We start from the raw sequence: 20,982 nt of genomic DNA on the forward strand, positions 1-20,982 counted from the left end.
GGTCTTTTTTTTATTGATTAAGATATTCTTTTTCTAACATGACACGTACGGTTTGCGATAAGCCCCAGATTTTGATGAAACTTTCTGCATCTGTGTGATCAAACACTTCATCTTCATCAAAGGTCGCAAAAGCTTCGCTATATAAAGAATATGGACTTACAACTCCTGCATCAATAATATTTCCTTTGTACAGTTCAAGCTTTACGCTACCTGTTACTGTCATTTGACTATAGTCCACAAAAGTTTGTAGAGCTTCCCGTAATGGGCTGTACCATAAACCATTATAAACCAACTCCCCATACCGATGTGCTACGATTTCCTTATAATGCGATAAATCTCGGTCCAAACAAATCTCTTCTAATTTTTGATGGGCATGGTAAAGTAGAGTGCCTGCAGGGGTCTCATAAACACCACGCGATTTCATTCCAATCAAACGATTCTCAACTACATCTTTAATGCCAATGGCATTCTCTCCCGCAATCTCATTTAGCATCTCTATCAAAGCTATTGGCTCAACTTTTTGACCATTCAATCCAATCGGAATCCCTTTCTCAAATTCAATCGATAAATAAGTAGACTGATCAGGGGCTACTTGGGGTGATTTTGATAATTCTAAGATCTGTTCATATTTTGGCTGTTGGCTCGGGTCTTCTAAATCAAGTCCTTCATGGGATAAGTGCCATAAATTTTCATCTTTAGAATAATTGGTCTCGCGTGTAATTGACAAGGGAATGTGATGTTTTTCTGCATACTCAATTTCATCTTCTCTGGACACTAGTTCCCATTCCCGCCAAGGTGCAATGATTGGCATATTGGGGTCGAAAGCCCGTATACCTGTTTCAAAACGCACTTGATCATTTCCTTTCCCCGTACAACCATGGGCAATGGCATCACACTTTTCTTTATGGGCAATTTCTACCATTCTTTTAGCAATCAGAGGCCGTGCATAAGCTGTTCCTAGTAAATAATTTCTCTCATATACAGCGTTTGCCTTCAAAGCTGGGAAAATATAGTCCGTAATAAATTCTTTCTTTAAATCTTCTATATATAATTTGCTGGCACCGCAAGAGATCGCTTTGTGTTGTAATGCTTCAAAATCCTCATGTTGTCCCACATCTCCACACATCCCTATCACTTCACAACCAGGATAATTTTCCTTTAGCCACGTAATAATAACCGATGTATCTAAACCACCCGAATATGCTAATAAAATTTTCTTATAATTATTTTTCATAAAAGATCCTTCTTTCTATAATTGATTTAACCATTTTGTAACGCAATCAATATGCTCTTGAACTCTCTCAGGAGCAGGTCCTCCCATTACCCGACGACGATAGACACAATTTGTAAGATCGATTACTTCATAAATATCAGATGTAAACAAGTCACTATATTTCTGGTATTCTGCTAAATTAAGGGTTTCTAAGGTTTTTTCTTGTTCATGACAATAAGCTAAAATATTTCCTGTAATTTGATAGGCTTCTCTAAAGGGAAGACCCTTAGATGTTAAATAATCAGCACAGTCTGTTGCATTTAAAAATCCTTCATTAGCTGCTTGATACATTCTATCTTGATTAATTTTTGAAGCTTCTAAGGCTCCAGGTATTAGGCTTAAGATTAACTTGACGGTATCAATCGCATCAAAAAGCGCTTCTTTCTCCTCCTGCATATCTTTGTTATAAGCCAAAGGAAGACCCTTCATGATAATCATCACATTCATCAAATCTCCATAAACACGGCCTGTCTTCCCTCGTATCAATTCATGAACATCCGCATTTTTCTTCTGTGGCATGATGGAAGATCCCGTAGAATAACTATCTGCTAATTGGATAAATTGAAACTCTTGGCTCGTCCAAAGAATAGTCTCTTCAGCATAGCGCGACAAATGCATGACTATGGTTGATAAGACCCCTAGCATTTCTATCGAATAGTCTCGATCACTCACTCCATCAATTGAATTTAATGAAGGACTCGTGAAACCCAATTCATCTGCCATATATTCTCGATCCAATGGAAAGGTAGAAGTGGCTAATGCTCCTGAACCTAAAGGCATGCCTTCTTGAATTCTTTTTTCTAAATCCAGTAAACGCCCTACATCTCTTCGCATCATTTCAACATAAGCCATTAAATAATGTCCATAAGTCACTGCTTGCGCTCTCTGTAGGTGGGTATAGGCTGGCATAACAGTGTGTAGATGCTCCTGAGCTTTCTCACATAATGCTTTAATGACCTTTAAGATGAGTTTTTTTAACTCCAAAATTTCTTCTAGCGTGTATATTTTTAAAGCAATTGCAACCTGATCATTTCGCGAGCGACCTGTATGGACTTTCTTACCAATCTTACCCAATCGTCGTATCAATTCTGCTTCAATAAAAGAATGAATATCCTCTTCAGAATAATCAATTTCTAAAGTTCCTTTTTGATACTGGCTTAACATTTTTTCTAATTCTTGAACAAGCGTTGCTGCTTCATTCTTGTCGAGAATAGACTGTGCCCCTAACATCTTTGCATGAGCGATTGACCCTTTGAGATCCGCAGTTAATAATCGGTCATCAATCGTTATTGATTGATTAAATTGAAAGGCACTATTTGTCATAGGCTGATGATAATTATTGGACCAGATTGCCATTTTACACTCTCCTTAACTATTTTTTAGATCCATTTGCTTGAGTATTAAATCAGTATTTCTTTTTACATTGCATCTAGAAAATACAAAAAATCCGCCTTCTCTAAAGAAGGCGGATTTGCTCCACGGTACCACTTCTATTTGCGGATAGAGAAATAACTCTATCGACAACTCTCTTTGATATCGCAGGCATCTGCGGATTAAACTCCAATTTCTTTCGCTCAACCATCTCAGCAATGCGGTTCATTGAATTATGACTTAGGACCTTTCATCATCTATCCCTTGCTGTAAAGTCGTTCACTCAATTACTCTTTGCTTCCTCGATCTAATGTTTAGGACACATTATATAAGCAGTTTTTCGATAAGTCAAGCAATTATTTTAATCTTTTTTTAATTTAAAAACCAAATATTGCCTTGAAGCTGATCCTAAAACCTCCTACAATAGAATAGGAGGAATGAATATGAAACAATCAATAATTGATAGTAAAAATTTAGGAATAGCCGCTTTAACTGGGATAGCTACAGGAATTATTATATCTACATTCCGTTTAGGCATTCCTTACATCGCTCGACTCAGCCATCACTTATTAATGAAAAGTGAACATCAAATTTTATTTGGATTCCTTTTTATAGGCCTACTTCTTCTTTTAGCAATGCTTGCTAGTTTTGCTCTCGATCGCGAACCCTTTATCAGTGGTTCTGGTATCCCTCAGGTTTCTGGACAAATTCAGAACAAACTAGAACAAAAATGGTACAGCGTTTTAATCTACAAATTTATTGGTGGACTAGCAGCCATTGGATCAGGTTTAACTTTAGGGAGAGAAGGCCCCTCTGTACAAATCGGCGCAGCCATTGGACAGGGAATGGCAAGTCTTTCAAAAAGTTCTAAAGAACAAAGTAAGTTCTTAATAGCTGGAGCTGCTGGAGGAGGAATGGCTGCCGCTTTCAATGCTCCTCTCTCTGGCATTATTTTTGTTTATGAAGAACTCTTTCATAAATCAAGTCGAACTTCTTTTATCTATACTGCCTTAACTATTATCTTAGCTTCCCTTACTTCTAATTTTATCTTGGGTAGCCATCCATCACTAACCGTTCCCGTTTATCATGGAATCGAAACGCCTTCTCCTATTTGGTCAATCATTTTGGGTATTCTACTTGGAGGATCAGGTATCATTTTCAATGCTTCTATTCTTAAAGCCAACCAAGTATATAGTCAATGGCAACTACCAAAATGGGTAAAGCATACCCTCCCCTTTCTAATAACCGCCATCATCTTATTAAAAGAGCCACAATTTTTTGGATCAGGGGAAAATATGATACTATTGCCTCTGATAGAGAACCCTTCCATCCAGATCTTATGTTTCTTTTTATTGATCAAATGGTTTCTACTTTTACTAGCTTTTGGTTCAGGACTACCGGGCGGAATTTTCTTTCCCTTATTGGCATTAGGAGCGTTATTAGGGAATATTTATGGCAGTATACTTTTTGAATTTGGGCTTATCAATCATGATGCCATTTTGTATTTCGTTATTCTTGCTATGAGTAGTCATTTCGCCGCCATAGTAAGAGCCCCTTTAACAGGCATCATCCTCATTATTGAAATGACAGGTTCTCCATTACCATGGCTATTACCCATTGCGATCGCAAGTTATACCGCTGTAATAACAGCCGAGTTTTTGGGTTGCGAACCCATTTACGAAAGTTTATTGGATATTACCCTAACCAAAAAAGGCAATCGATAAAATCGATTGCCTTTTCAAATATTGATTATCTATTATGGACGTTCTTTCCACCAGAGATAGATTAACCCAATGATAGTAACAGGTATACTTGCAGCAAAGATAATAGCGTTTATCAGCACTGCTACCACCACTTTTAAAGGATCCTTATCCATCGGATAAAAACCAACATAGCGCTGATCTAAAGGTTGATTCACATAGAAAGTGATAATAAATTTAATAATAGCGACCGCCAGCGGAAATAATAATAACATAGAACCCGCATTATCAGAAAATACCCAAAAAATAAAAGCAGCAAGATAATTGTAAATCCAGAATTCTCGATCTAAATTTTGTATATATTTTGTAAAAGCTTGCATTTGTGTCATCTCCTTTTGAATATATTATAACGAGTGAAGCAAACTTTCTAATCCGCCCTAAGACTGAAAATATAGAGAGTTAGTATCTTATTCAAACTCTACCATCTTACTAACAAAAACTTAATTATTTTAATGCTTCACTTTAAGACTTCTCGTAGCCCAAAAAGAAGGAATATTTAAATCGTGCAAACGTCCTTCTCCATTAGTATCTTCATATAAATCGATTAGCACAAATCCTGCCTGAAGCTGTCCACCAATCTGTTCAGTTAAAGTATGTGAAAATTGAATACCTGCATCATTTTCTTGTAAAAACTTCATTTGCTCGGGATCCTGTATTGGATTAAATGGTAGTGAATGAACAATCCTTTCTTCTTGCTCATCTACCAGATAATTAATTCCGTTATCCAAACCAGATAAAAGAACTCCTTCCACTTTTAAAATCCGATAACATTCCTGCCAAATTGGAAGAACTTCTTCCACGTAACAATTTGAAACAGGATGAAAAATCAAATCGAACGTTTCATTCTCAAATGGTAAAGGTTTTGTCATATCTCCTTGAATAATACGGATCGAATAGCCTTCACGTTCTGCAACCAAGCGCTCTTGATCTAACTGACGAGTAGAATAATCAAACACCGTCACATCGGCTCCTAAAGCGGCAAAAATGGGCATTTGTTGCCCCCCTCCTGAAGCTAAACCTAGAACTTTTTTCCCTTTTAAATCACCAAACCAATTCTTAGGCACCGCTTTAGTAGGGGTCAAAAGCATTTGCCATTCCCCATTCTTCACTTGTTGATATGCCTCACGACTTATCGCTTGCCCCCATTGCCAACCTTCATCTACCCATCGGTCGATAGTCTCTGCATTGATTTTAGTATAATCCATCTTAATTACCTCCATAACTGACTAACAAGCACAAGACCTCTACACCACTTTCTCTGCCCCTGCACTTACAGAATATCTAAATAAAATTGATTGCCAATATCTAAACCATACTTGGTAAATCGAACTTGCTCTTCATTGTAATCAATCACTCCTAAAGCTTGATGCTTCTGTAATACCTCAGCATACTTCGAAGTAAAATCAATGCCAAATCGTTGATTAATATCCGCGACTTTAAACCCCTTTAAAAGACGCAAATTAAGCATAATATATTCTTTTTCCCGTTCTTCCCGATTCATCTTTTCTGATGTTTGTATCGGGAACTCCCCTTGATCAATCTTCTCAAAGTAGTCTTTAAAGCGACGATAATTGGCAAAACGTATCAAATCTATATTAGAAGAGGCGCCTAAACCTACTCCAATATAATTCTCTAATTTCCAATATTTTTTATTATGGCGACTTTCTGCTCCAACCTTAGCAAAATTAGAAATCTCATATTGGTCAAAACCACTTTCAATTAATCGGCTCTGAATATAATGATACATCTCTCGCTCCACTTCATCTTCCAAAATTTTAATCTGGCCAGTTAAAACCCAACGTTGGAAAGGAGTATTGTCCTTTATCATCAGAGAATAATAAGAAATATGATTAATAGGTAGTGATAAAGCACAGTCTATATCTCTTTCAAGAACCTGCATATCCTGCTTGGGATTTCCAAACATTAAATCGATCCCTAACCGTTGTATTCCCAATCTTCTCAATAGATCTACTTTGTTAAATACCGTTTTTTCATCATGAAGCCTCCCCATCATTCGAAGCGTTCTATCATCAAAAGATTGAACCCCCATCGAAAAACGGTTAAAGCCATTCTCAAGATAGCAAGTCACTTTCTCTTCTGTGACCGATTCTGGATTCATCTCAATCGAAATTTCACAACCTGGTAAAACCTCAAAATATTCATAGACCGCTTGCATAATTCTCGTCATTTGATCTGCTGAAATATAAGAAGGTGTTCCTCCTCCAAAATAAATAGTATCTAATGCGTAATTTTGAGAACCATAAAGGCTAATTTCTCTGACTAAGTACTGGATATACTCCTCAATTTGATCATCTTGATCGACAAAAGTTAAAAAATCACAATAGTGACATTTTTTCTGACAAAAAGGAATATGAATATAGAGTCCAATTGTATGCTTCATGGTTTCACCCCTCTCCTAATCTCACCATACACTGCTCCTATTATAGCTTTCTCACCAAATAATTAAAGAGGCTGTGGCATAAGTTTATTATTTTTTTCATCATTTCAATATTTACGAATGAATACGGAGAAAAAAGTCATAATGTTTTTCAAAACAATCATCGAATGTTTGCACTCACAAGACAAAAGAAGATCTACGTAACTTGCCTTGTCTAAGCGACTGGTTGCTTAGACAAGGCCTAGTAAAGCTAGACCAAAAAAAGAGTTGGCCAGTTCTTCAAATGGCCAACTCTTTTGTAAGACGGTCTCTTACGAGGTAAAAGTTCGGATGATTGATCGTCTTTTCAAAAAATAACTAATATCATAGACTCTTTAATATCCTCATATGATTACCAATACATCACAATTTGATGATCAGTTTCATTATGAATATCTCCCAATAAATCTAATAAATTACGCCCATATTCTCCTAAATGATCAATAATCGCTCTCGCATTATCAATTTCAATCCTTAAATAATCCTGGTCTTGCATAACATCCCATAAAGCATCAAGATTGTGTCCAGTATATGCAGGTAAGTTAAGACCCTTAATTATAACTTGATAGGCCGTTTCCTTATCTGTAAAATTCTCTCCATTTAATTGATACATGTTTTCCTCCTAATACAATTGCTCAAATGAATCATAGTGATCATCAGTATAATAAATTAATCCATCATCTGAATAAACTAATCGTTCTGGCCCTCGATGATCGGTATAACCTGCTTGAATATCTGCTTCATAATATCGTCTATCTGTTTCTTTTGGCAATTTACCTTCCCGGTTTCCAAACTGATCGCCTCCAACTACGTATGTTTTATCTGCAGTTGACCAACCCATTTTCTCTGCTTCAGATTTACTAATATAGTTTGCTGGTAATTCTCCATAAAGATGAATATATTCAGCCACTTTATCAACTTCATAATAATATTCACCTTCTATAATCTCCTCTACATGCCCTACTGACGACTCTAATTGACTATTTGGTGGAGTTAACTCTTCTTCTAAGATCACTTCTAATTCAGAACATCCTGCCAAGAAGAAAATACTTCCTATTAATACAATAGTAAACAACTTCTTCACTTTATTGAACATCATTTCCTCCTTTTCATTATTAGCTCCCTTTTCCATCAATACCAATACTTTCCCTATCATATCATATACATCTATTTCAATCGCTAAAAAAAGCATTTGAAACTGGAAATATGGTGCAGTATCCCCGAAGGTTACTTAATTCAATTTATCCATCACAAAATTTGATTTTATTATGTTTCAAAACCTCTCTAAAAGAACAAAAAGAATATAAATCATTGTTCCTCATAATAATTTTTTTATTTTCTACTTGCATTCTCAAAACATTATGATAACATACAAAGAGTAATAATTACTATTAAAGGAGATTGTTTTATGAAAAAGAAATTAATTCCTAGCCTATTAGCCCCCTTCATTATTGGAGGACTCAGCTTACAGTTGTCGTCTGTTCTTACTCCTATCGTTGCCGAGTCTTCAACCGAAGATGTCAATCAGCATGAGCATCAGCACCAAGAACATGAGGAGCACAATAATGAAGAACATCATCATGATCACGAATTTGAGTTCACCGTTGAAAATGTTGTCAAAAAAGAAGACGATCATTATATCATGGCTCATGGTGATCATTTCCACACGATTCCAATCAGTGAACTCACAGAAGAACAAATTGCTGCCACTGATAAATTTTTAGCCGCACACCCTGAGGTAACTGAAGCCTATGAAAAAGCTCATAACATTCATGCTGGTTACTTTGAAAATGATCAAGTAGAAGATCGTTCACTCGAAGAGTGGGCGGGTGATTGGCAATCTGTTCTTCCCTATTTAGAAGATGGAACACTCGATATGGTCATGGAGAAAAAAGCAGAATCAGGCGAAAAAACAGCTGATGAATACAAAGAATATTATTTAACAGGCTATGCCTCTGATGTCGATCACTTAACAATCACAAAAGATGAAATTACTTTCAAAAAAGGTGACAAGAACTCAACAGGTCAATATGAATATACTGGTTATGAAATTCTTGAATATGAAAAAGGCAACCGTGGAGTAAGATTTCTATTTACTAAAGTAGAAGGAGATGAAGAAGCGCCTAAGTCTATTCAATTCTCTGACCATAACATTTCCCCAACCGAGGATTTAACGCATTTTCATATTTTCTTCTCAAATGAATCTCATCAAGAACTATTAAAAGAAATGGATAATTGGCCTACTTTCTATCCAACAGAATGGACAGCAGATGAAATTCTAGTCGATCAATTAAATCATTAATAATAAATAAACAAGTCAGCATTTAAATGCTGACTTGTTTTAATCTAAATCAATCCAATATCTTCGAATTAATACATTTTTTCCTTGTTCTTCATTCATTAACTTATCTTGCAAGATCCCTCCATTATTCTCTATAACATGAGCAGAAGCTAGATTATCATCGTCGCAAGTAATTAACACACTTTTTAAATGTAGCACAGCTCGACAATAGTCTAAAGCTAACGCTAACATCATAGTACCGTATCCCTTCCCCCCATTCTGAATATCGAATTTGATAACTAATGTGGCCACCATATTTCAATAATGCGGAAGTTAATCGATGTCTTATTTTTATATGGCCAATAAAGAGCGAGTCTGACACTAACCAAAATGTTGTTTGATTAACATATCCTGCGGGCAAATTTTGACTCGTCTCAAAAAATTTCACTCTTTCAATCACACTTTCTGGATCATCAAACATGGTGTTTTCATTTAATCGATGAGTTAAATCTTCCGCTAAAGCCTCAGCATATGAAAATAAACACTTTTCATTTGGACGAATTAATTCCAACTATTCTCTCCTCACTCTCATGAATAATGATTGCACGTCAAATCTTTAGACACGTTCCTGAATAGTAACGTTAATAGTATCCCCCGCTTTTTTTCCAATTTTAGTCCGAATATCCTTACGTATACCGATAATATAACAGATCGTTCCATCCGAATTTTTTAATCCCATATTCACAATACTACCCTCATAGGGTTCTCCATCAAAAGTTGCATGTACTTTAACTCGTCCCTTATTAAATTCCTGTCGTATATCATAAGGAAAAACAACATAGGCTCCATTTTTATCAGGAACCGCTTGGATCACCGCTTCAAATTCATATAATTTGGCTTTCATATTAACTCCCCATTAGAAGATTTTTATAAGATATCTTCATTCTAACAACAAAAATAAAATTTGGAATAATAGATAATAAATAAAAAATTTACTTAAAATAATCAACGTTACAAATTAGATACTTATTATTAGATTTTCCACCTATATGTTATACTAGCTTTAATAAATCTAAGGATGTGATTTCTAATGAAAATAACTGCTAAAGAAGATTTTTGGAACCTTTTCCCAGAGGCAGCGATCGGAATTATTCATGCTCAAAATGTCGATAATCAGCATAACTCTCAAGAAATTCAAGACTTGCTTGAACTGGCCCATGACAAGGCTAAGGTGTTCATAACCCATGAAGAATTCAGTAAGAACGAAGTAGTAGATAACTGGCGCCAAGCATTTCGTAAATTCAAAACTAAAAAAGGAGCCCGCTCTTCTATCGAAGCCTTGCTTAAACGAGTGCAGCAAGGTAAAGGCGTTGGTTCGATCAGTCCGCTTGTTGATATTTATAATGCAATCTCCTTAGAGTATGGTGTTCCCTGTGGCGGAGAAGATATCGCAACTTTCCAAGGCGATATGCAATTAACTCTTGCAGAAGGTGGCGAAGAATTCATTACTTATGGAAGTGACGAAAGTGAACCTCCTTATCCTGGTGAAGTGGTCTATAAAGATGAAGCGGGAGCCATCTGTCGCTGTTGGAATTGGCGTGAATCGGTACGCACCATGTTAACTGAACAGACAACAGATGCTGTCTTCGTTATAGAGGCAAATGATGCATCAGGTCATGATAAAGTAAAGGCTGCAATCGATGAACTAGCTAAGCGCTTAGAAAAATATACAGGAGCAGAAACAAGTTGTACCCTCTTAACCAAAGAAAACCCTTCATATCCATTGAATTAAAGACACAGTTAAGAGGCTGTAGCATAAATTATTTGTTTTTAAAAAACGATAAACATTCTGAACATCCACCTTGCAAGAGAGCGCCCTACAAAAGAGTTGCCCAGTTTTTCAACTGGCCAACTCTTTTTTCGGTCTAGATTTACACCATCAATTTCCCAGCTTCTCTTCATTGGGCCAATTAACTTTTAGCATGTTCGCAATTTTTCTTCGTCGATCTACCATTGGCGCTATCGACTGATTAAAATCATCTTGAGGAATGACTTTAATTCCTTTCTTCGCCAAAAGGCTCAAATCAGGTTCAGATAATTGTGCGGTATCTTGATAATCTTTTTCAGCTTTTTTTGAAATAGACTCCATGTAATCATCAATAGCAGACCGAATACTCCTCATTAACAAGGGATTGATCGTTTCCTTATTGGCCACACCGATATCTAATAAACTAACCGCATCATCCAGAATAGGAAGCGTATATGCAATAGACTTCTTCTTATCCACAGAATGATAATAATTAAGTAAAGGATAAGCTTTCTGAGCGAATGCAATTTCTCCTAATGATTCCGCTAATGAATGAAAAATAATATCTGAATCATGAAATTCTTTTCCATCCCATGCCGCAATGACGATCTCTTCAGCGGACGATCCCATACCTGAAATACTACTCGCAAAAGTTCTTCTCTTAACCACCCCATCTACAATCGATAAAACATATGACACGGCAAGGGATAGATTTAACATACCTGAAGCAGACCCCAATGATGTTAATAGTTGCACCGTTCCATTTGTAGGGGTAATCTCTCCATTCCCAAGAGAGAAAATAACATAACCTGCATAATATAGATAATCAACCATCGTAATGGCATCTGCTCTAGCAGTGTTCTCTACTCCTCCTTCAAATGAAGCAAAAATTAAGGTCCAACCGAACCATAAAATCGCCACCCAAATGACTAGCGTTATTAAGAGGATGACGGGGCCTACCAATCCCAAGACTCCATTCCCTTTGCGATCTAGCTGACGAAAGAGCCCCCAAATGATATCCGTTATTTTATTGGTGATGGGACCTGCCCCACGGTCTACCCAAAGTGTCGTCCAGCACAAATCAATGATAACCGCTAATAATAAAATGATTCCCAATCCTAACGTCCAATAATTCATACATGCCTCCAAGTTAATTCAAATTTTGACTCATAAAGTTCTCTTCCAGGTAGAATGATTGCCGTTTCGTTAAATCATCAATATCCTCGAAAGCCAAGCGATAGACAATTGGATTATCCACAGCTTGTATATATAAACTTTTATCCTGACCGTCATAGGCACTAATATATTGCGTAAAAGTAATCGAATGGAACTTTTGATTTTTAATAAAACCTTGCGGCAGTGCCACAGCAGATAAAACACGAAACAAATATCCTAAAGCAGTTTGACTATCTTCCGGAACTAAGGAATTCTGACTCTGATAGAAAGCCTTAACAAAACGCGATTTAGGATCATAACCACCAGGTAAAGCCTTTGCTCCATTAAAATCATCTAAATTTTGAAGATCAAACAGATCCAGAAGATACTTTTCATGAGATGGAAATTTTGGAGAATTCGTCATAACATTGTATGGATTTGCATACACTTTTAAAGTTTGCTGATAGGGTTCTATGACCACACACCGTTGACTACTATCCGCAAACATAAAATGAAAGTCAGGGGCAATGACTTTATTTCCTTGGGAATCATGACTAGATAAATGCAACTGTGGAAGTGCTTCAAGTAATTCTTCCACCGATCGAAAATTAGCCAAAACATAATTCATAAAATGATAACTCGAAAGATTGGTTTTATCCGGATCCGCTTGAGAAGCAAATAAATTAAAACCTCCAAAATCATTCGTCACTCCAATTAATCCATGCTCATTAATGCCATCTTTTAAAGGATCTTGATTACGAAATCCTACTCCCATTATTTGATAGCGGGACAAATGCTTCCCACCTAATAAGTTATCTGCACAAGGATAGTTTCGAGGTTGATAGATGACGTTGTAGTCAACAGGAGCCTCAATATCCATAGTGCGCCCCAAAACGCACGATTCTGGGTAATCCATTTTAATTCCTGTGCACATCGTAACCCTTCCTCCCTCTCTTTCATAATTCAATTACATCTATTATACCGAAAAAGAGCAAAGGACTCCCCTTATAAGACCTTCACTCATTATTACTATTTCCCAAAGCAACAAAACCTTGCTTTGAATGATTCATGATAACGATTTGATGATAAAAAGCAAACCCTCTAACAAGGTTAAATATTAAAATTATGTTAAAGTTTTTAATTTTCATTAATAAAAAGTTAACCATATGCTAATATAATAGTCATTCTCTATGTTATTAAATGAAAGCGAGGTTCTTATGGATATTAAAAAACAAGATATTATAGTCTGTGGTTTTGCCCTTTTTGCCATTTTTTTTGGAGCAGGTAATCTCATTTTTCCTCCTTATCTCGGAGTTATTAGTGGTAATCAATGGTGGCTAGCTTCCCTTGCCTTCACTCTTTCCGATCCTTTTTTCCCTATCCTAGGGGTTATTGTTACCTTATCATTAGGAGGTAAGGCAAATGATTTGGGAAAAAGAGTTCATCCTTATTTTGCAAGCTTGTTAAGTGCGGTCGCAATCCTGTTAATTGGTCCTTTCTTCTCGGTCCCTAGAACTGGAGCTACCACTCACGAAATATTTGTCCAATCCTTCTTTCCGGCAAGTCCTCAATGGATTACTTCTCTCTTTTTCTTTGGACTGACGGCTTATATTGCTATTAATCCCAATCAAGTGATCGATGCGATTGGAAAATACTTAACACCTGTCTTATTAATGATCTTAGCTTTTGTTTGTGGCGCAGCCCTCTTAAATCCTCCTGGTCCTATGATTGATCCTCAAGTTCCAAATCTTTTCTCCTTCAGTTTCAAAGAAGGTTATCAAACCATGGATGCACTTGGAGCCGCTCTTATGGCAGGTATTGTGATATCTGACTTAGCTAGAAGAGGGTATACCGATAAGAATACTCAAATAAAAGCTGGTATTCAAGTTGGTCTCCTTGCTTTCGGATTGCTAGCTATCGTCTATATCGCCTTAACCTACGCTGGTGCAACGGTCTCATCTTTCTTTACACCTGAAGATAATCACACGCTCATCTTAATCGAAATGGTTCATAAAATATTAGGTCCAATTGGTAAATTTGCTTTAGGACTAACAGTCGCTTTAGCCTGCTTAACCACCTCTATTGGTTTAACTTCTATTTGTGGTAACTTTTTCTATTCACTGTTCAATCAACGGATCTCGTATAAGATCTTAATCTTAATAACTGTTACTATTGAATTTACCATCTCTTTAATCGGTGTAAATGCAATTATCCATATTGCTGTCCCTGTCCTATCAGCGATTTATCCTATCATGATGGTCTTAATTCTCTTTTCGATTTTTGATCAAAAAATCTACTACGATGCTACCTATATCGGTGCTGTGGCAGGAGCAGGAACCATTGGAATTCTGCAATCTATTAATCTATTCGGGCAAATGTTAGGACACCATTTCCTCCAACCAATTGCCGATTGGACCTATCATTTACCCCTCCATCAATTTGGTTTTGAATGGCTGTTGCCAGCAATCATTACGTCTGTTATTTTCACTCTGATTCAAGCTCACCTCCATTCTAGAATGAAGAAAAGATCAACATCATAGTGATTCAAGATATTTGAATCGAAGCATAAGTAAAATGATCAACCAATATTTTTACTATAATTAACATTTTATTTCTGAAATTTATTCGATATTCTAATTGATACCGCTTTCAATTTTAAAAATTATATATATGCTTGATTTAAAAATTTAAAACTTCTTCTGTGATATAATCCTTGAGGGTTACAAAATATCTATTATTGTTTAAAGGAGAAGTGAGTCATTTGATGAGTTTTATCGCTGTTATTGTTACTGTTTGTCTATACTTGATACTTTATAAAATGCAAAAAAATAAAGTTTCTTTAATGTATCGTGTCCTTACGGCTACCCTACTAGGTGTCATCGTTGGTTATCTGTTTATGGGACACACCGATTATGTGGTTGTATTCGGTAGAGTCTATGCCAACTTATTAAAAGCCTTTGTGGTTCCGCTTTTATTCTTTTCTATTATTTCAACCGTCTCTTCCTTACAATCAATCGAAAAACTAGGAAAATTAGGTGGACGGACCATAGCTGTCCTTGCTTTACATAATATCTTAGGATCTGTTATTGCCATTGTTTTAGGTAACGTTATGAAGTTAGGACTTAATTCTGACCTTACAATCGATACTGCAGCAGAAATTGCAGAAGTTCCACCTTTTTATGATGTACTTGTCAGCTTTTTCCCAAGTAATATTGCAAATCACATCGTAGAAAACCAAATTATCCCGATCGTTATTTTCTCAATCTTTGTGGGAATTGCGATGTTAAAATACAATAATAAGGAAGAAATCCAAGCATTTTCAAACTTTATTGAAGCAGGAAATAAAGTCATGAATAAGCTGATTGGCATGGTCGTCACTTTTACCCCTTATGCAGTCCTTGCTCTTTTAGCCAATCAAGTTTCTACATTAGATCTATCGTTTGTTACGTCTCTACTTTATTTACTCTTGGCAATCTATATTGCTTGTTTATTCCACACCTTTATCACTAGCTCTTTAATGGTTCAACTATTAGGTAGAATCAATCCATTAACTTTCCAGCGTAAATTTTTCCCTGCTTGGCTCATTGCCTTTACGACTCAGAGTTCAATCGGAACGATGCCTGCAAATATTAAAGCTCAAGAAGATATGGGGACACCTGCTGAGATCGCTTCTTTCTCAGCTTCAATTGGAACAACTTTCGGTATGCCAGGCTGTGCTTCAATTTGGCCAGTTCTTCTCGCTATTTTCACTATCAATGTTTTAAATATCGATTTTTCAATCACTCAATATTTAGTTATGATTGGCTCAGCTTTACTTGCTTCATTAGGAACTGTAGGGGTTCCGGGAACAGGTACAATTCAAGCAACTGCCCTTTTTGCCGCCATGGGACTTCCAGTTGAAATGATTCTTGTACTCAGCCCAATTGCTGGTGTCGCTGATATGGCGCGTACCTCAACTAATGTTCATTCTGCCGGTTCAACAGGAGTAATAGTGGCGGCTCTTCAGAAAGAACTAGACTTAAACAAATTTAATGCCAAAAACATCCAGTCAACTGAAGCTATCTCATAATCACCAAAAAAGTCCTGAATTGAGTCATTGCTTAATTCAGGACTTTTTTTATTTCTAGCGTTCTTATCACTCTTCATCCACCAAATATTCTAATATCACTTTCCATTTCTCTACTAAGTGCTCTAAGCGATATCGAGCGTTAGCTGGACTAGTTGACGGTAACTGAATTCCTGGCAGTCCAAATTCATCAGCATGATACTTCTGGTAATACTTATAAGAAGTCCCACCGTTACAGAAAACCTGCTGAATATTCGCTGTTTGAAAAATTGGCTTTAAGTCAGAAGGCTTCACATTTTGAATACTAGCATCACTTGATCCTATAATGTCACATTGATAAATAGAATCATAAACTGCCAATTGATGCCTTAGAAGAAATTCTTTTCTTTCTTGAATATCTGTTGATAATGATTCTTGAAATAATACTTCCATCACAGGCCAAAATCGATTTTGAGGATGTCCATAAAAGAAACCATATTCACGGGTTTTAACAGAAGGGAAAGATCCTAAAATCAAAATTTTTGAATCTGTTTGAAAAAGCGGCTTTAACGGATGAACAATCCTTTGATGCTGGGTCAATACCTTTTGCTTCAATTAAATCCTCCTTTCTTTAAACCTGAATGCTAAATTTTCAATACCAAATGAACTCATCTATTTATTTCTAGATTAACATCTCAATCGGGACTATGCCAAGCTATAAACTTCTCTTTGATTTTGCTGTATTACTTTTAGCATATCTTCTTGACGAATTTCTGAAAGTTTATCCACAGTCGTCTGTAGAGCAACTATGAGTTCACCTACTAAGTCATTATTAAGCTGTTTGTTTGATGGATTATCCTCTTTTTTCACCTGTTCTATTGGATAATCGCTTTCTAATAAAATCCGATCACCAGGTATTTGCTTTACATAGGCTCGCCCACGCTTAGTCTCCAACATACTCGGATGAACAGAAAGGTAGCCTCCCATCCGAATATGTCGGGTTAAGTCATCACTCGTACCAGAAAAGCGATGCAATATCGAATTAATCGGCCAATCTGCTATGTTTATAGCATTTAAAATATCCAACACTTCTCTCACGGATCGAACCGCATGAATAGAAAGGATCATTCTCTGATTGTCTGCAATGGTCATTGCTTTCTTACAGATTAAATCCATTATCCTAGTAAAAACGAACAACTGTAGTTCTCGATCTGCTTGTTCTAGTCGCCGGGGTGAGAAATCTAGGCCAATTTCACCAACAAAACGTGTCTTATCAAGTCCTTCTTCAAAAAAACCCAACTCTTCTTCCGCTTGCAATTGCGACTGAATATACCAGGGATGAAAACCTAAAGAAGGAAAACAACTGGAAAAGTCTGAATCTCCATCGTTCTCTACACTTTTAAGCAAATGAGAAAAAGCTGAAGGTAATACAGTCTGAGCAACAATTTGAACCTTTTCTTCTGAAATGGCGGTTAAGAATTCTCGTCGCAAATCGTGATTCAGGATAAAGTCTAAGTGATAATGACTATCTAATAATACAGACAATTTTTAATCACCGTCCTATAAATTTTACATTTCGTGCCTTCGTTTCAAAACCTAATAACCGCCGTAAAACCTTTCCTGCTAACATCTGCCCCATAATCGGAGGCATATAACTCATCGTTCCCAACGCTCTCCCTTTCACCGAATCATCTTCCAGTTCAACCTTAATTGGTAATTCTTTTGAGAAAAGGACTTCCACTCCTCGAATCCCTTTTTTACGACATTCTTTACGAACTGCTTTAGCTAAAAGGCAATTAAACGTCTTTTCAATATAGGCAAATTGCAATTGTGAAGGATCCAGCTTGTTTCCCGCTCCCATCGCTGATAAAAGCGGTAATTCCTCAGTCGCACACCACTCCATCAAGCTTAGTTTCGCTAGAACCGTATCAATACAATCAATCACATAATCGGGTCGAGGATAAGCAGAGAGAGTGGAAGCCATATTATCCGAATCCAAAGCGATCTGTTCCGAATATACTTGACACTCTGGATTTATCTCATGCACCATCTTGGCCATCACTTCAGCTTTGACTTGACCAATGGTTGAAGTAAATGCCAAAGCCTGTCGATTAATGTTACTCGCTTCAACCGTATCTTGATCAATGAGAATTAGTTTCCCAACCCCACCTCTTGCTAAGGCTTCAGCACAACTTGAGCCTACTCCTCCAAGCCCTATCACCATGACCGTCGACTCGGATAAACGCTCTAGACCTTCGTCCTTTACTAGTAAACGAAGACGTGCAAATCGATCAGAATTATTATTTTGCATACCCATCACCATCTTTATATCTTTTTCAACTATTCATTATACATGAGATTTGTTTAGCTAAATAGGTGCTATTTATCTCTCTGTCACTACTTTGTTTTTTATGATACCTAGAATTGAATAACTAGTTGTCGTACAAAATAAGTGATATATAAATTTCATTGCAAGTCATATATTGCTTGAGATCTTTAATATCCAACTGACCCAAAGCAAAAACCCTTATCATAAGTGCGACTTCACTCATAATAAAGGGTTCTTAGTTATCTACTTCGCTCTTTGGTCAATCGTTTCATTAAATCAGGCATCCATTCAGCCAAGGGATTAATCTGAAATCCTAAGTTCTCCGCTTTATCTGGAACCACATATTGATCATGTCGCGTCGATAAAGGGGCATAGTCAATTTCATCCTTAACAACCACCTGCAATTGATGACCAACCGCTTCCTCTAACCAGCTTATTATCTGACTAAATGGAACTGACTGATTGGAGCTAATATTCAGTATTCCTTCAATAGCATTCTCTATCGCCCACACAATAAAATCAGCTGCCATCGTTCCTTTAATATAATTTACATGGGCATCAAGATTATATACTTCAATCACTTCATTTTTTAATGCTTTGTCAATATAGTGATGTAGACGTTGAGTGTAGTCATCATCATCTAGAACGATGGGAAAACGAAAAGCCGTCACTTTGAAATCGTTTTGCTTGAAAAGAACAGACTCAACTTGTCTTTTACCTTCTCCATAGGTTATTTCTATCGTTGGATCAATTATATAAGTCATAGGATCAAAATCCTCTTCATGAAAACCGCCAATTTGATCTCCATAGACGGCCATCGAGGAAGTGAAATAAACACGATCAGTCAATCCTCTCAAAACTTCTAGCATACGTTCCGCCTCTTCTCTCGTATAACAAATATTATTAAAGACTGCATCCCATCGTTGAGCTTGAACTTCCTTCCAACCAGAATGATCTTCTTGCTCAACATCCAAGAGAATATGTGAAGTTCTTCCTACAAATGGATTCTTTTTATTTCCTCGAGTTGCAATAGTCACTTGATGTCCGTGGTCAAGAAGTAGCTGAACCGCTTTTTTACCAAAAAAATTGGTTCCCCCCAACACAAGTATTTTCATCTTCAACCTCCAACATTTTTATTTGAGAGTTCCCTATATTTTACGCCCTCATAAAGTTTAAAATTCGTAGATTAAAATCTTTAGCTTCATGATAAGCAGCATGTCCTAAGTCTTGATACATATATATTCTACAATCAAGCTTTTCAGCAATCTCATAGGAAGCTTGTCCCGTCACAACTTTATCTAATTGGCCTCCGATCACAAAGACTGGGCATTTGATCTTCTCTAATTGCTCGTATGTGTCACAGGTAAGACAAGACTCTGACAAAATAATAAAACGTTCTTTATCTTTAGGCTGTTGAAGCTTTGCCAACAGAGGTATCAAGCTTTTATAACGATTAACATATTGTTCAGAATAAACTCTCATCATCATATCTCGAACCAAATTCTTTATATCGCCTTGTTGAGTATATTGAATCCATGTTTGTATGGCCTCTTCCAGAACAGGATTATTTCTTGAAAGCGTCACAGCTAGTACTAATTTATTTACTAAATCAGGTCGATGGATCGCCATATATTGGGCTATCATGCCTCCCTGGGAGACCCCAATCACATCAGCTTTCGATATTTCTAACATATCCATAGCAACTTCAATATCTAAAGCTAAATCACTAACTGTCAGTCCTTTGTCAACCTTTGCTCGACGATCAAATAGATAGACTTTATAATCTTTAGCAAAGAGCCTATAGGCATGTGCAATGAAGAAAGCGAATCCGTGAATTCCTCGGGTGTTCAAACCCTGTATTAATACTAAAGGTTTTGTTCCCCTTCCAAAAGTAATATAGTTCAAAGTCGTATCTTGAAGATCTAAACTTCCTTCTCTCGGATTATAAATCACCTAATTAACCCCTCCATTTTAAATAGCCTTACGAAATATACAACGAAACCATCTTCACCTTCATTCTGCATCTAATTACTCAATTTAAAGCAAAGTTTCCAGAATACTATTTCAAATCATACACCCAACTATCACCATCTTGGCGATAATAAAATTCACTTAAATTATCTTCCATAAACACACGCACCATATCCTCCATGTCAAGAGAAAGTTTCAGATTGACAAGGTTATCAATTGGCTCCCACCATACCTCTCCCTCTTCCGATGATACTAATTCACCTTCAAAATGATTCGTTTGATAAAGCAAAACCACAAATCTTGTCTGATTTTCATACCAATCTTTAACCCCACATAATTGAGGCGAATAGATGGTTAGTCCCGTTTCTTCTTCCACTTCTCGGATGACTGCTTCCGTAAAGGACTCAGCCAATTCAACATGCCCTCCTGGAAAAGTAATTCCTGGCCAATCTTCCTTTTTTCTATCGATCACTAACACTTTATCCTCATTATGTATCATGCACATATTCGTAAACTCTACTTTTTCCATTAATGCTCTACCTCCGCCCATGCT

At 36.6% G+C, this 20,982-nt stretch carries 23 protein-coding genes; 5 read left to right on the plus strand and 18 right to left on the minus strand.

From position 1 onward, the window contains the following. Positions 1–10: 10 nt before the first annotated feature. Both HZY91_RS04485 and argH read right to left on the minus strand, forming a co-directional pair. Positions 11–1,234, minus strand: coding sequence for an argininosuccinate synthase (locus HZY91_RS04485; protein WP_197115071.1), 1,224 nt, complete (start codon positions 1,232–1,234; stop codon positions 11–13). Between the two features lie 15 nt (positions 1,235–1,249). Next, on the minus strand, positions 1,250–2,629 hold the full coding sequence (argH, locus tag HZY91_RS04490) for an argininosuccinate lyase (RefSeq protein WP_197115072.1): 1,380 nt from the start codon (positions 2,627–2,629) through the stop codon (positions 1,250–1,252). A gap of 458 nt (positions 2,630–3,087) precedes the next feature. Here argH and HZY91_RS04495 point away from each other — a divergent pair, with 458 nt between their 5' ends. After that, the gene (locus HZY91_RS04495) at positions 3,088–4,368 is read left to right on the plus strand and encodes a ClC family H(+)/Cl(-) exchange transporter (protein ID WP_197115073.1); all 1,281 of its coding nucleotides are present in this window, start codon (positions 3,088–3,090) and stop codon (positions 4,366–4,368) included. A 32-nt stretch (positions 4,369–4,400) separates the two neighbouring features. Here the strand turns inward: HZY91_RS04495 and HZY91_RS04500 are convergent, their stop codons facing one another. The 5 genes from HZY91_RS04500 to HZY91_RS04520 all read right to left on the minus strand — a co-directional run bounded on the left by HZY91_RS04500 (position 4,401) and on the right by HZY91_RS04520 (position 7,937). Next, on the minus strand, positions 4,401–4,724 hold the full coding sequence (locus HZY91_RS04500; protein WP_197115074.1) for a hypothetical protein: 324 nt from the start codon (positions 4,722–4,724) through the stop codon (positions 4,401–4,403). A 129-nt stretch (positions 4,725–4,853) separates the two neighbouring features. Next, complete coding sequence (locus tag HZY91_RS04505; protein WP_197115075.1) at positions 4,854–5,609, minus strand: class I SAM-dependent methyltransferase; 756 nt, start codon at positions 5,607–5,609, stop codon at positions 4,854–4,856. Positions 5,610–5,674: 65 nt separating this feature from the next. Next, positions 5,675–6,805 carry a radical SAM family heme chaperone HemW gene (gene hemW, locus HZY91_RS04510; protein WP_197115076.1) on the minus strand — a complete coding sequence of 377 codons (1,131 nt, stop codon included), beginning with the start codon at positions 6,803–6,805 and terminating at the stop codon, positions 5,675–5,677. 388 nt (positions 6,806–7,193) lie between these two features. Continuing rightward, on the minus strand, positions 7,194–7,454 hold the full coding sequence (locus HZY91_RS04515) for a barstar family protein (RefSeq protein WP_197115077.1): 261 nt from the start codon (positions 7,452–7,454) through the stop codon (positions 7,194–7,196). A 9-nt stretch (positions 7,455–7,463) separates the two neighbouring features. Continuing rightward, a complete protein-coding gene (locus HZY91_RS04520) occupies positions 7,464–7,937 on the minus strand; it encodes a ribonuclease domain-containing protein (protein WP_197115078.1) in 474 nt (157 codons plus the stop codon). A gap of 312 nt (positions 7,938–8,249) precedes the next feature. On the opposite strand from HZY91_RS04520, the gene HZY91_RS04525 reads away from it, so the two are divergent. Further along, positions 8,250–9,143: a ZinT/AdcA family metal-binding protein gene (locus HZY91_RS04525; RefSeq protein ID WP_197115079.1), complete on the plus strand. Its 894-nt coding sequence runs from the start codon at positions 8,250–8,252 to the stop codon at positions 9,141–9,143. A gap of 39 nt (positions 9,144–9,182) precedes the next feature. On the opposite strand, the gene HZY91_RS10955 is transcribed toward HZY91_RS04525, so the two are convergent. The 3 genes from HZY91_RS10955 to HZY91_RS04535 are packed head-to-tail and all read right to left on the minus strand — an operon-like array spanning position 9,183 to position 10,026. Beyond that, positions 9,183–9,377 (minus strand): GNAT family N-acetyltransferase, encoded by a 195-nt coding sequence (locus HZY91_RS10955; RefSeq protein WP_328751922.1) that lies wholly within the window; start codon positions 9,375–9,377, stop codon positions 9,183–9,185. Next, positions 9,301–9,693, minus strand: coding sequence for a GNAT family N-acetyltransferase (locus HZY91_RS04530; protein ID WP_235991610.1), 393 nt, complete (start codon positions 9,691–9,693; stop codon positions 9,301–9,303). The genes HZY91_RS10955 and HZY91_RS04530 overlap by 77 nt, the downstream gene beginning before the upstream one ends. A gap of 45 nt (positions 9,694–9,738) precedes the next feature. Then, positions 9,739–10,026, minus strand: coding sequence for a DUF1905 domain-containing protein (locus tag HZY91_RS04535; RefSeq protein ID WP_197115080.1), 288 nt, complete (start codon positions 10,024–10,026; stop codon positions 9,739–9,741). A gap of 186 nt (positions 10,027–10,212) precedes the next feature. On the opposite strand from HZY91_RS04535, the gene HZY91_RS04540 reads away from it, so the two are divergent. Beyond that, positions 10,213–10,914 (plus strand): B3/B4 domain-containing protein, encoded by a 702-nt coding sequence (locus HZY91_RS04540; protein ID WP_197115081.1) that lies wholly within the window; start codon positions 10,213–10,215, stop codon positions 10,912–10,914. A gap of 147 nt (positions 10,915–11,061) precedes the next feature. On the opposite strand, the gene HZY91_RS04545 is transcribed toward HZY91_RS04540, so the two are convergent. Beyond that, positions 11,062–12,066, minus strand: a complete 1,005-nt coding sequence (locus tag HZY91_RS04545) for a hypothetical protein (RefSeq protein ID WP_197115082.1) — start codon at positions 12,064–12,066, stop codon at positions 11,062–11,064. A 13-nt stretch (positions 12,067–12,079) separates the two neighbouring features. Next, the gene (locus tag HZY91_RS04550) at positions 12,080–13,018 is read right to left on the minus strand and encodes a linear amide C-N hydrolase (RefSeq protein WP_197115083.1); all 939 of its coding nucleotides are present in this window, start codon (positions 13,016–13,018) and stop codon (positions 12,080–12,082) included. 283 nt (positions 13,019–13,301) lie between these two features. Here HZY91_RS04550 and brnQ point away from each other — a divergent pair, with 283 nt between their 5' ends. Further along, complete coding sequence (brnQ, locus tag HZY91_RS04555) at positions 13,302–14,624, plus strand: branched-chain amino acid transport system II carrier protein (protein WP_197115084.1); 1,323 nt, start codon at positions 13,302–13,304, stop codon at positions 14,622–14,624. A gap of 224 nt (positions 14,625–14,848) precedes the next feature. After that, on the plus strand, positions 14,849–16,153 hold the full coding sequence (locus HZY91_RS04560; protein WP_197115255.1) for a dicarboxylate/amino acid:cation symporter: 1,305 nt from the start codon (positions 14,849–14,851) through the stop codon (positions 16,151–16,153). A 66-nt stretch (positions 16,154–16,219) separates the two neighbouring features. Here the strand turns inward: HZY91_RS04560 and HZY91_RS04565 are convergent, their stop codons facing one another. The 6 genes from HZY91_RS04565 to HZY91_RS04590 form a co-directional block, all read right to left on the minus strand. After that, entirely contained in the window at positions 16,220–16,744 is a 525-nt protein-coding gene (locus HZY91_RS04565; RefSeq protein ID WP_235991594.1) for a DNA-deoxyinosine glycosylase, read from the minus strand. A gap of 90 nt (positions 16,745–16,834) precedes the next feature. Beyond that, entirely contained in the window at positions 16,835–17,674 is an 840-nt protein-coding gene (locus HZY91_RS04570) for a TatD family hydrolase (RefSeq protein WP_197115085.1), read from the minus strand. A gap of 7 nt (positions 17,675–17,681) precedes the next feature. Continuing rightward, complete coding sequence (locus HZY91_RS04575; protein WP_197115086.1) at positions 17,682–18,440, minus strand: tRNA threonylcarbamoyladenosine dehydratase; 759 nt, start codon at positions 18,438–18,440, stop codon at positions 17,682–17,684. Between the two features lie 257 nt (positions 18,441–18,697). Further along, positions 18,698–19,573: an NAD-dependent epimerase/dehydratase family protein gene (locus tag HZY91_RS04580; protein WP_197115087.1), complete on the minus strand. Its 876-nt coding sequence runs from the start codon at positions 19,571–19,573 to the stop codon at positions 18,698–18,700. Positions 19,574–19,613: 40 nt separating this feature from the next. After that, positions 19,614–20,411, minus strand: a complete 798-nt coding sequence (locus tag HZY91_RS04585; RefSeq protein ID WP_328751934.1) for an alpha/beta fold hydrolase — start codon at positions 20,409–20,411, stop codon at positions 19,614–19,616. A gap of 106 nt (positions 20,412–20,517) precedes the next feature. Next, positions 20,518–20,958 (minus strand): 8-oxo-dGTP diphosphatase, encoded by a 441-nt coding sequence (locus HZY91_RS04590; protein ID WP_197115088.1) that lies wholly within the window; start codon positions 20,956–20,958, stop codon positions 20,518–20,520. Positions 20,959–20,982 lie beyond the last annotated feature (24 nt).

Origin of the sequence: Facklamia lactis (assembly GCF_015863205.1) — a bacterium.
GTDB lineage: Bacteria > Bacillota > Bacilli > Lactobacillales > Aerococcaceae > Facklamia > Facklamia lactis.

Excerpts from the sequence above, each read along its gene's own strand:
- HZY91_RS04540 (WP_197115081.1), top strand. The coding sequence starts at position 10,213 with ATGAAAATAACTGCTAAAGAAGATTTTTGGAACCTTTTCCCAGAGGCA.
- HZY91_RS04560 (WP_197115255.1), top strand. The coding sequence starts at position 14,849 with ATGAGTTTTATCGCTGTTATTGTTACTGTTTGTCTATACTTGATACTT.
- HZY91_RS04505 (WP_197115075.1), bottom strand. The coding sequence starts at position 5,609 with ATGGATTATACTAAAATCAATGCAGAGACTATCGACCGATGGGTAGAT.
- HZY91_RS04550 (WP_197115083.1), bottom strand. The coding sequence starts at position 13,018 with ATGTGCACAGGAATTAAAATGGATTACCCAGAATCGTGCGTTTTGGGG.
- HZY91_RS04590 (WP_197115088.1), bottom strand. The coding sequence starts at position 20,958 with ATGGAAAAAGTAGAGTTTACGAATATGTGCATGATACATAATGAGGAT.
- HZY91_RS04500 (WP_197115074.1), bottom strand. The coding sequence starts at position 4,724 with ATGCAAGCTTTTACAAAATATATACAAAATTTAGATCGAGAATTCTGG.
- HZY91_RS04580 (WP_197115087.1), bottom strand. The coding sequence starts at position 19,573 with ATGAAAATACTTGTGTTGGGGGGAACCAATTTTTTTGGTAAAAAAGCG.
- HZY91_RS04495 (WP_197115073.1), top strand. The coding sequence starts at position 3,088 with ATGAAACAATCAATAATTGATAGTAAAAATTTAGGAATAGCCGCTTTA.
- hemW (WP_197115076.1), bottom strand. The coding sequence starts at position 6,805 with ATGAAGCATACAATTGGACTCTATATTCATATTCCTTTTTGTCAGAAA.
- HZY91_RS04525 (WP_197115079.1), top strand. The coding sequence starts at position 8,250 with ATGAAAAAGAAATTAATTCCTAGCCTATTAGCCCCCTTCATTATTGGA.
- HZY91_RS04520 (WP_197115078.1), bottom strand. The coding sequence starts at position 7,937 with ATGTTCAATAAAGTGAAGAAGTTGTTTACTATTGTATTAATAGGAAGT.
- HZY91_RS04575 (WP_197115086.1), bottom strand. The coding sequence starts at position 18,440 with ATGCAAAATAATAATTCTGATCGATTTGCACGTCTTCGTTTACTAGTA.
- HZY91_RS10955 (WP_328751922.1), bottom strand. The coding sequence starts at position 9,377 with ATGATGTTAGCGTTAGCTTTAGACTATTGTCGAGCTGTGCTACATTTA.
- brnQ (WP_197115084.1), top strand. The coding sequence starts at position 13,302 with ATGGATATTAAAAAACAAGATATTATAGTCTGTGGTTTTGCCCTTTTT.
- argH (WP_197115072.1), bottom strand. The coding sequence starts at position 2,629 with ATGGCAATCTGGTCCAATAATTATCATCAGCCTATGACAAATAGTGCC.
- HZY91_RS04535 (WP_197115080.1), bottom strand. The coding sequence starts at position 10,026 with ATGAAAGCCAAATTATATGAATTTGAAGCGGTGATCCAAGCGGTTCCT.
- HZY91_RS04515 (WP_197115077.1), bottom strand. The coding sequence starts at position 7,454 with ATGTATCAATTAAATGGAGAGAATTTTACAGATAAGGAAACGGCCTAT.
- HZY91_RS04545 (WP_197115082.1), bottom strand. The coding sequence starts at position 12,066 with ATGAATTATTGGACGTTAGGATTGGGAATCATTTTATTATTAGCGGTT.
- HZY91_RS04485 (WP_197115071.1), bottom strand. The coding sequence starts at position 1,234 with ATGAAAAATAATTATAAGAAAATTTTATTAGCATATTCGGGTGGTTTA.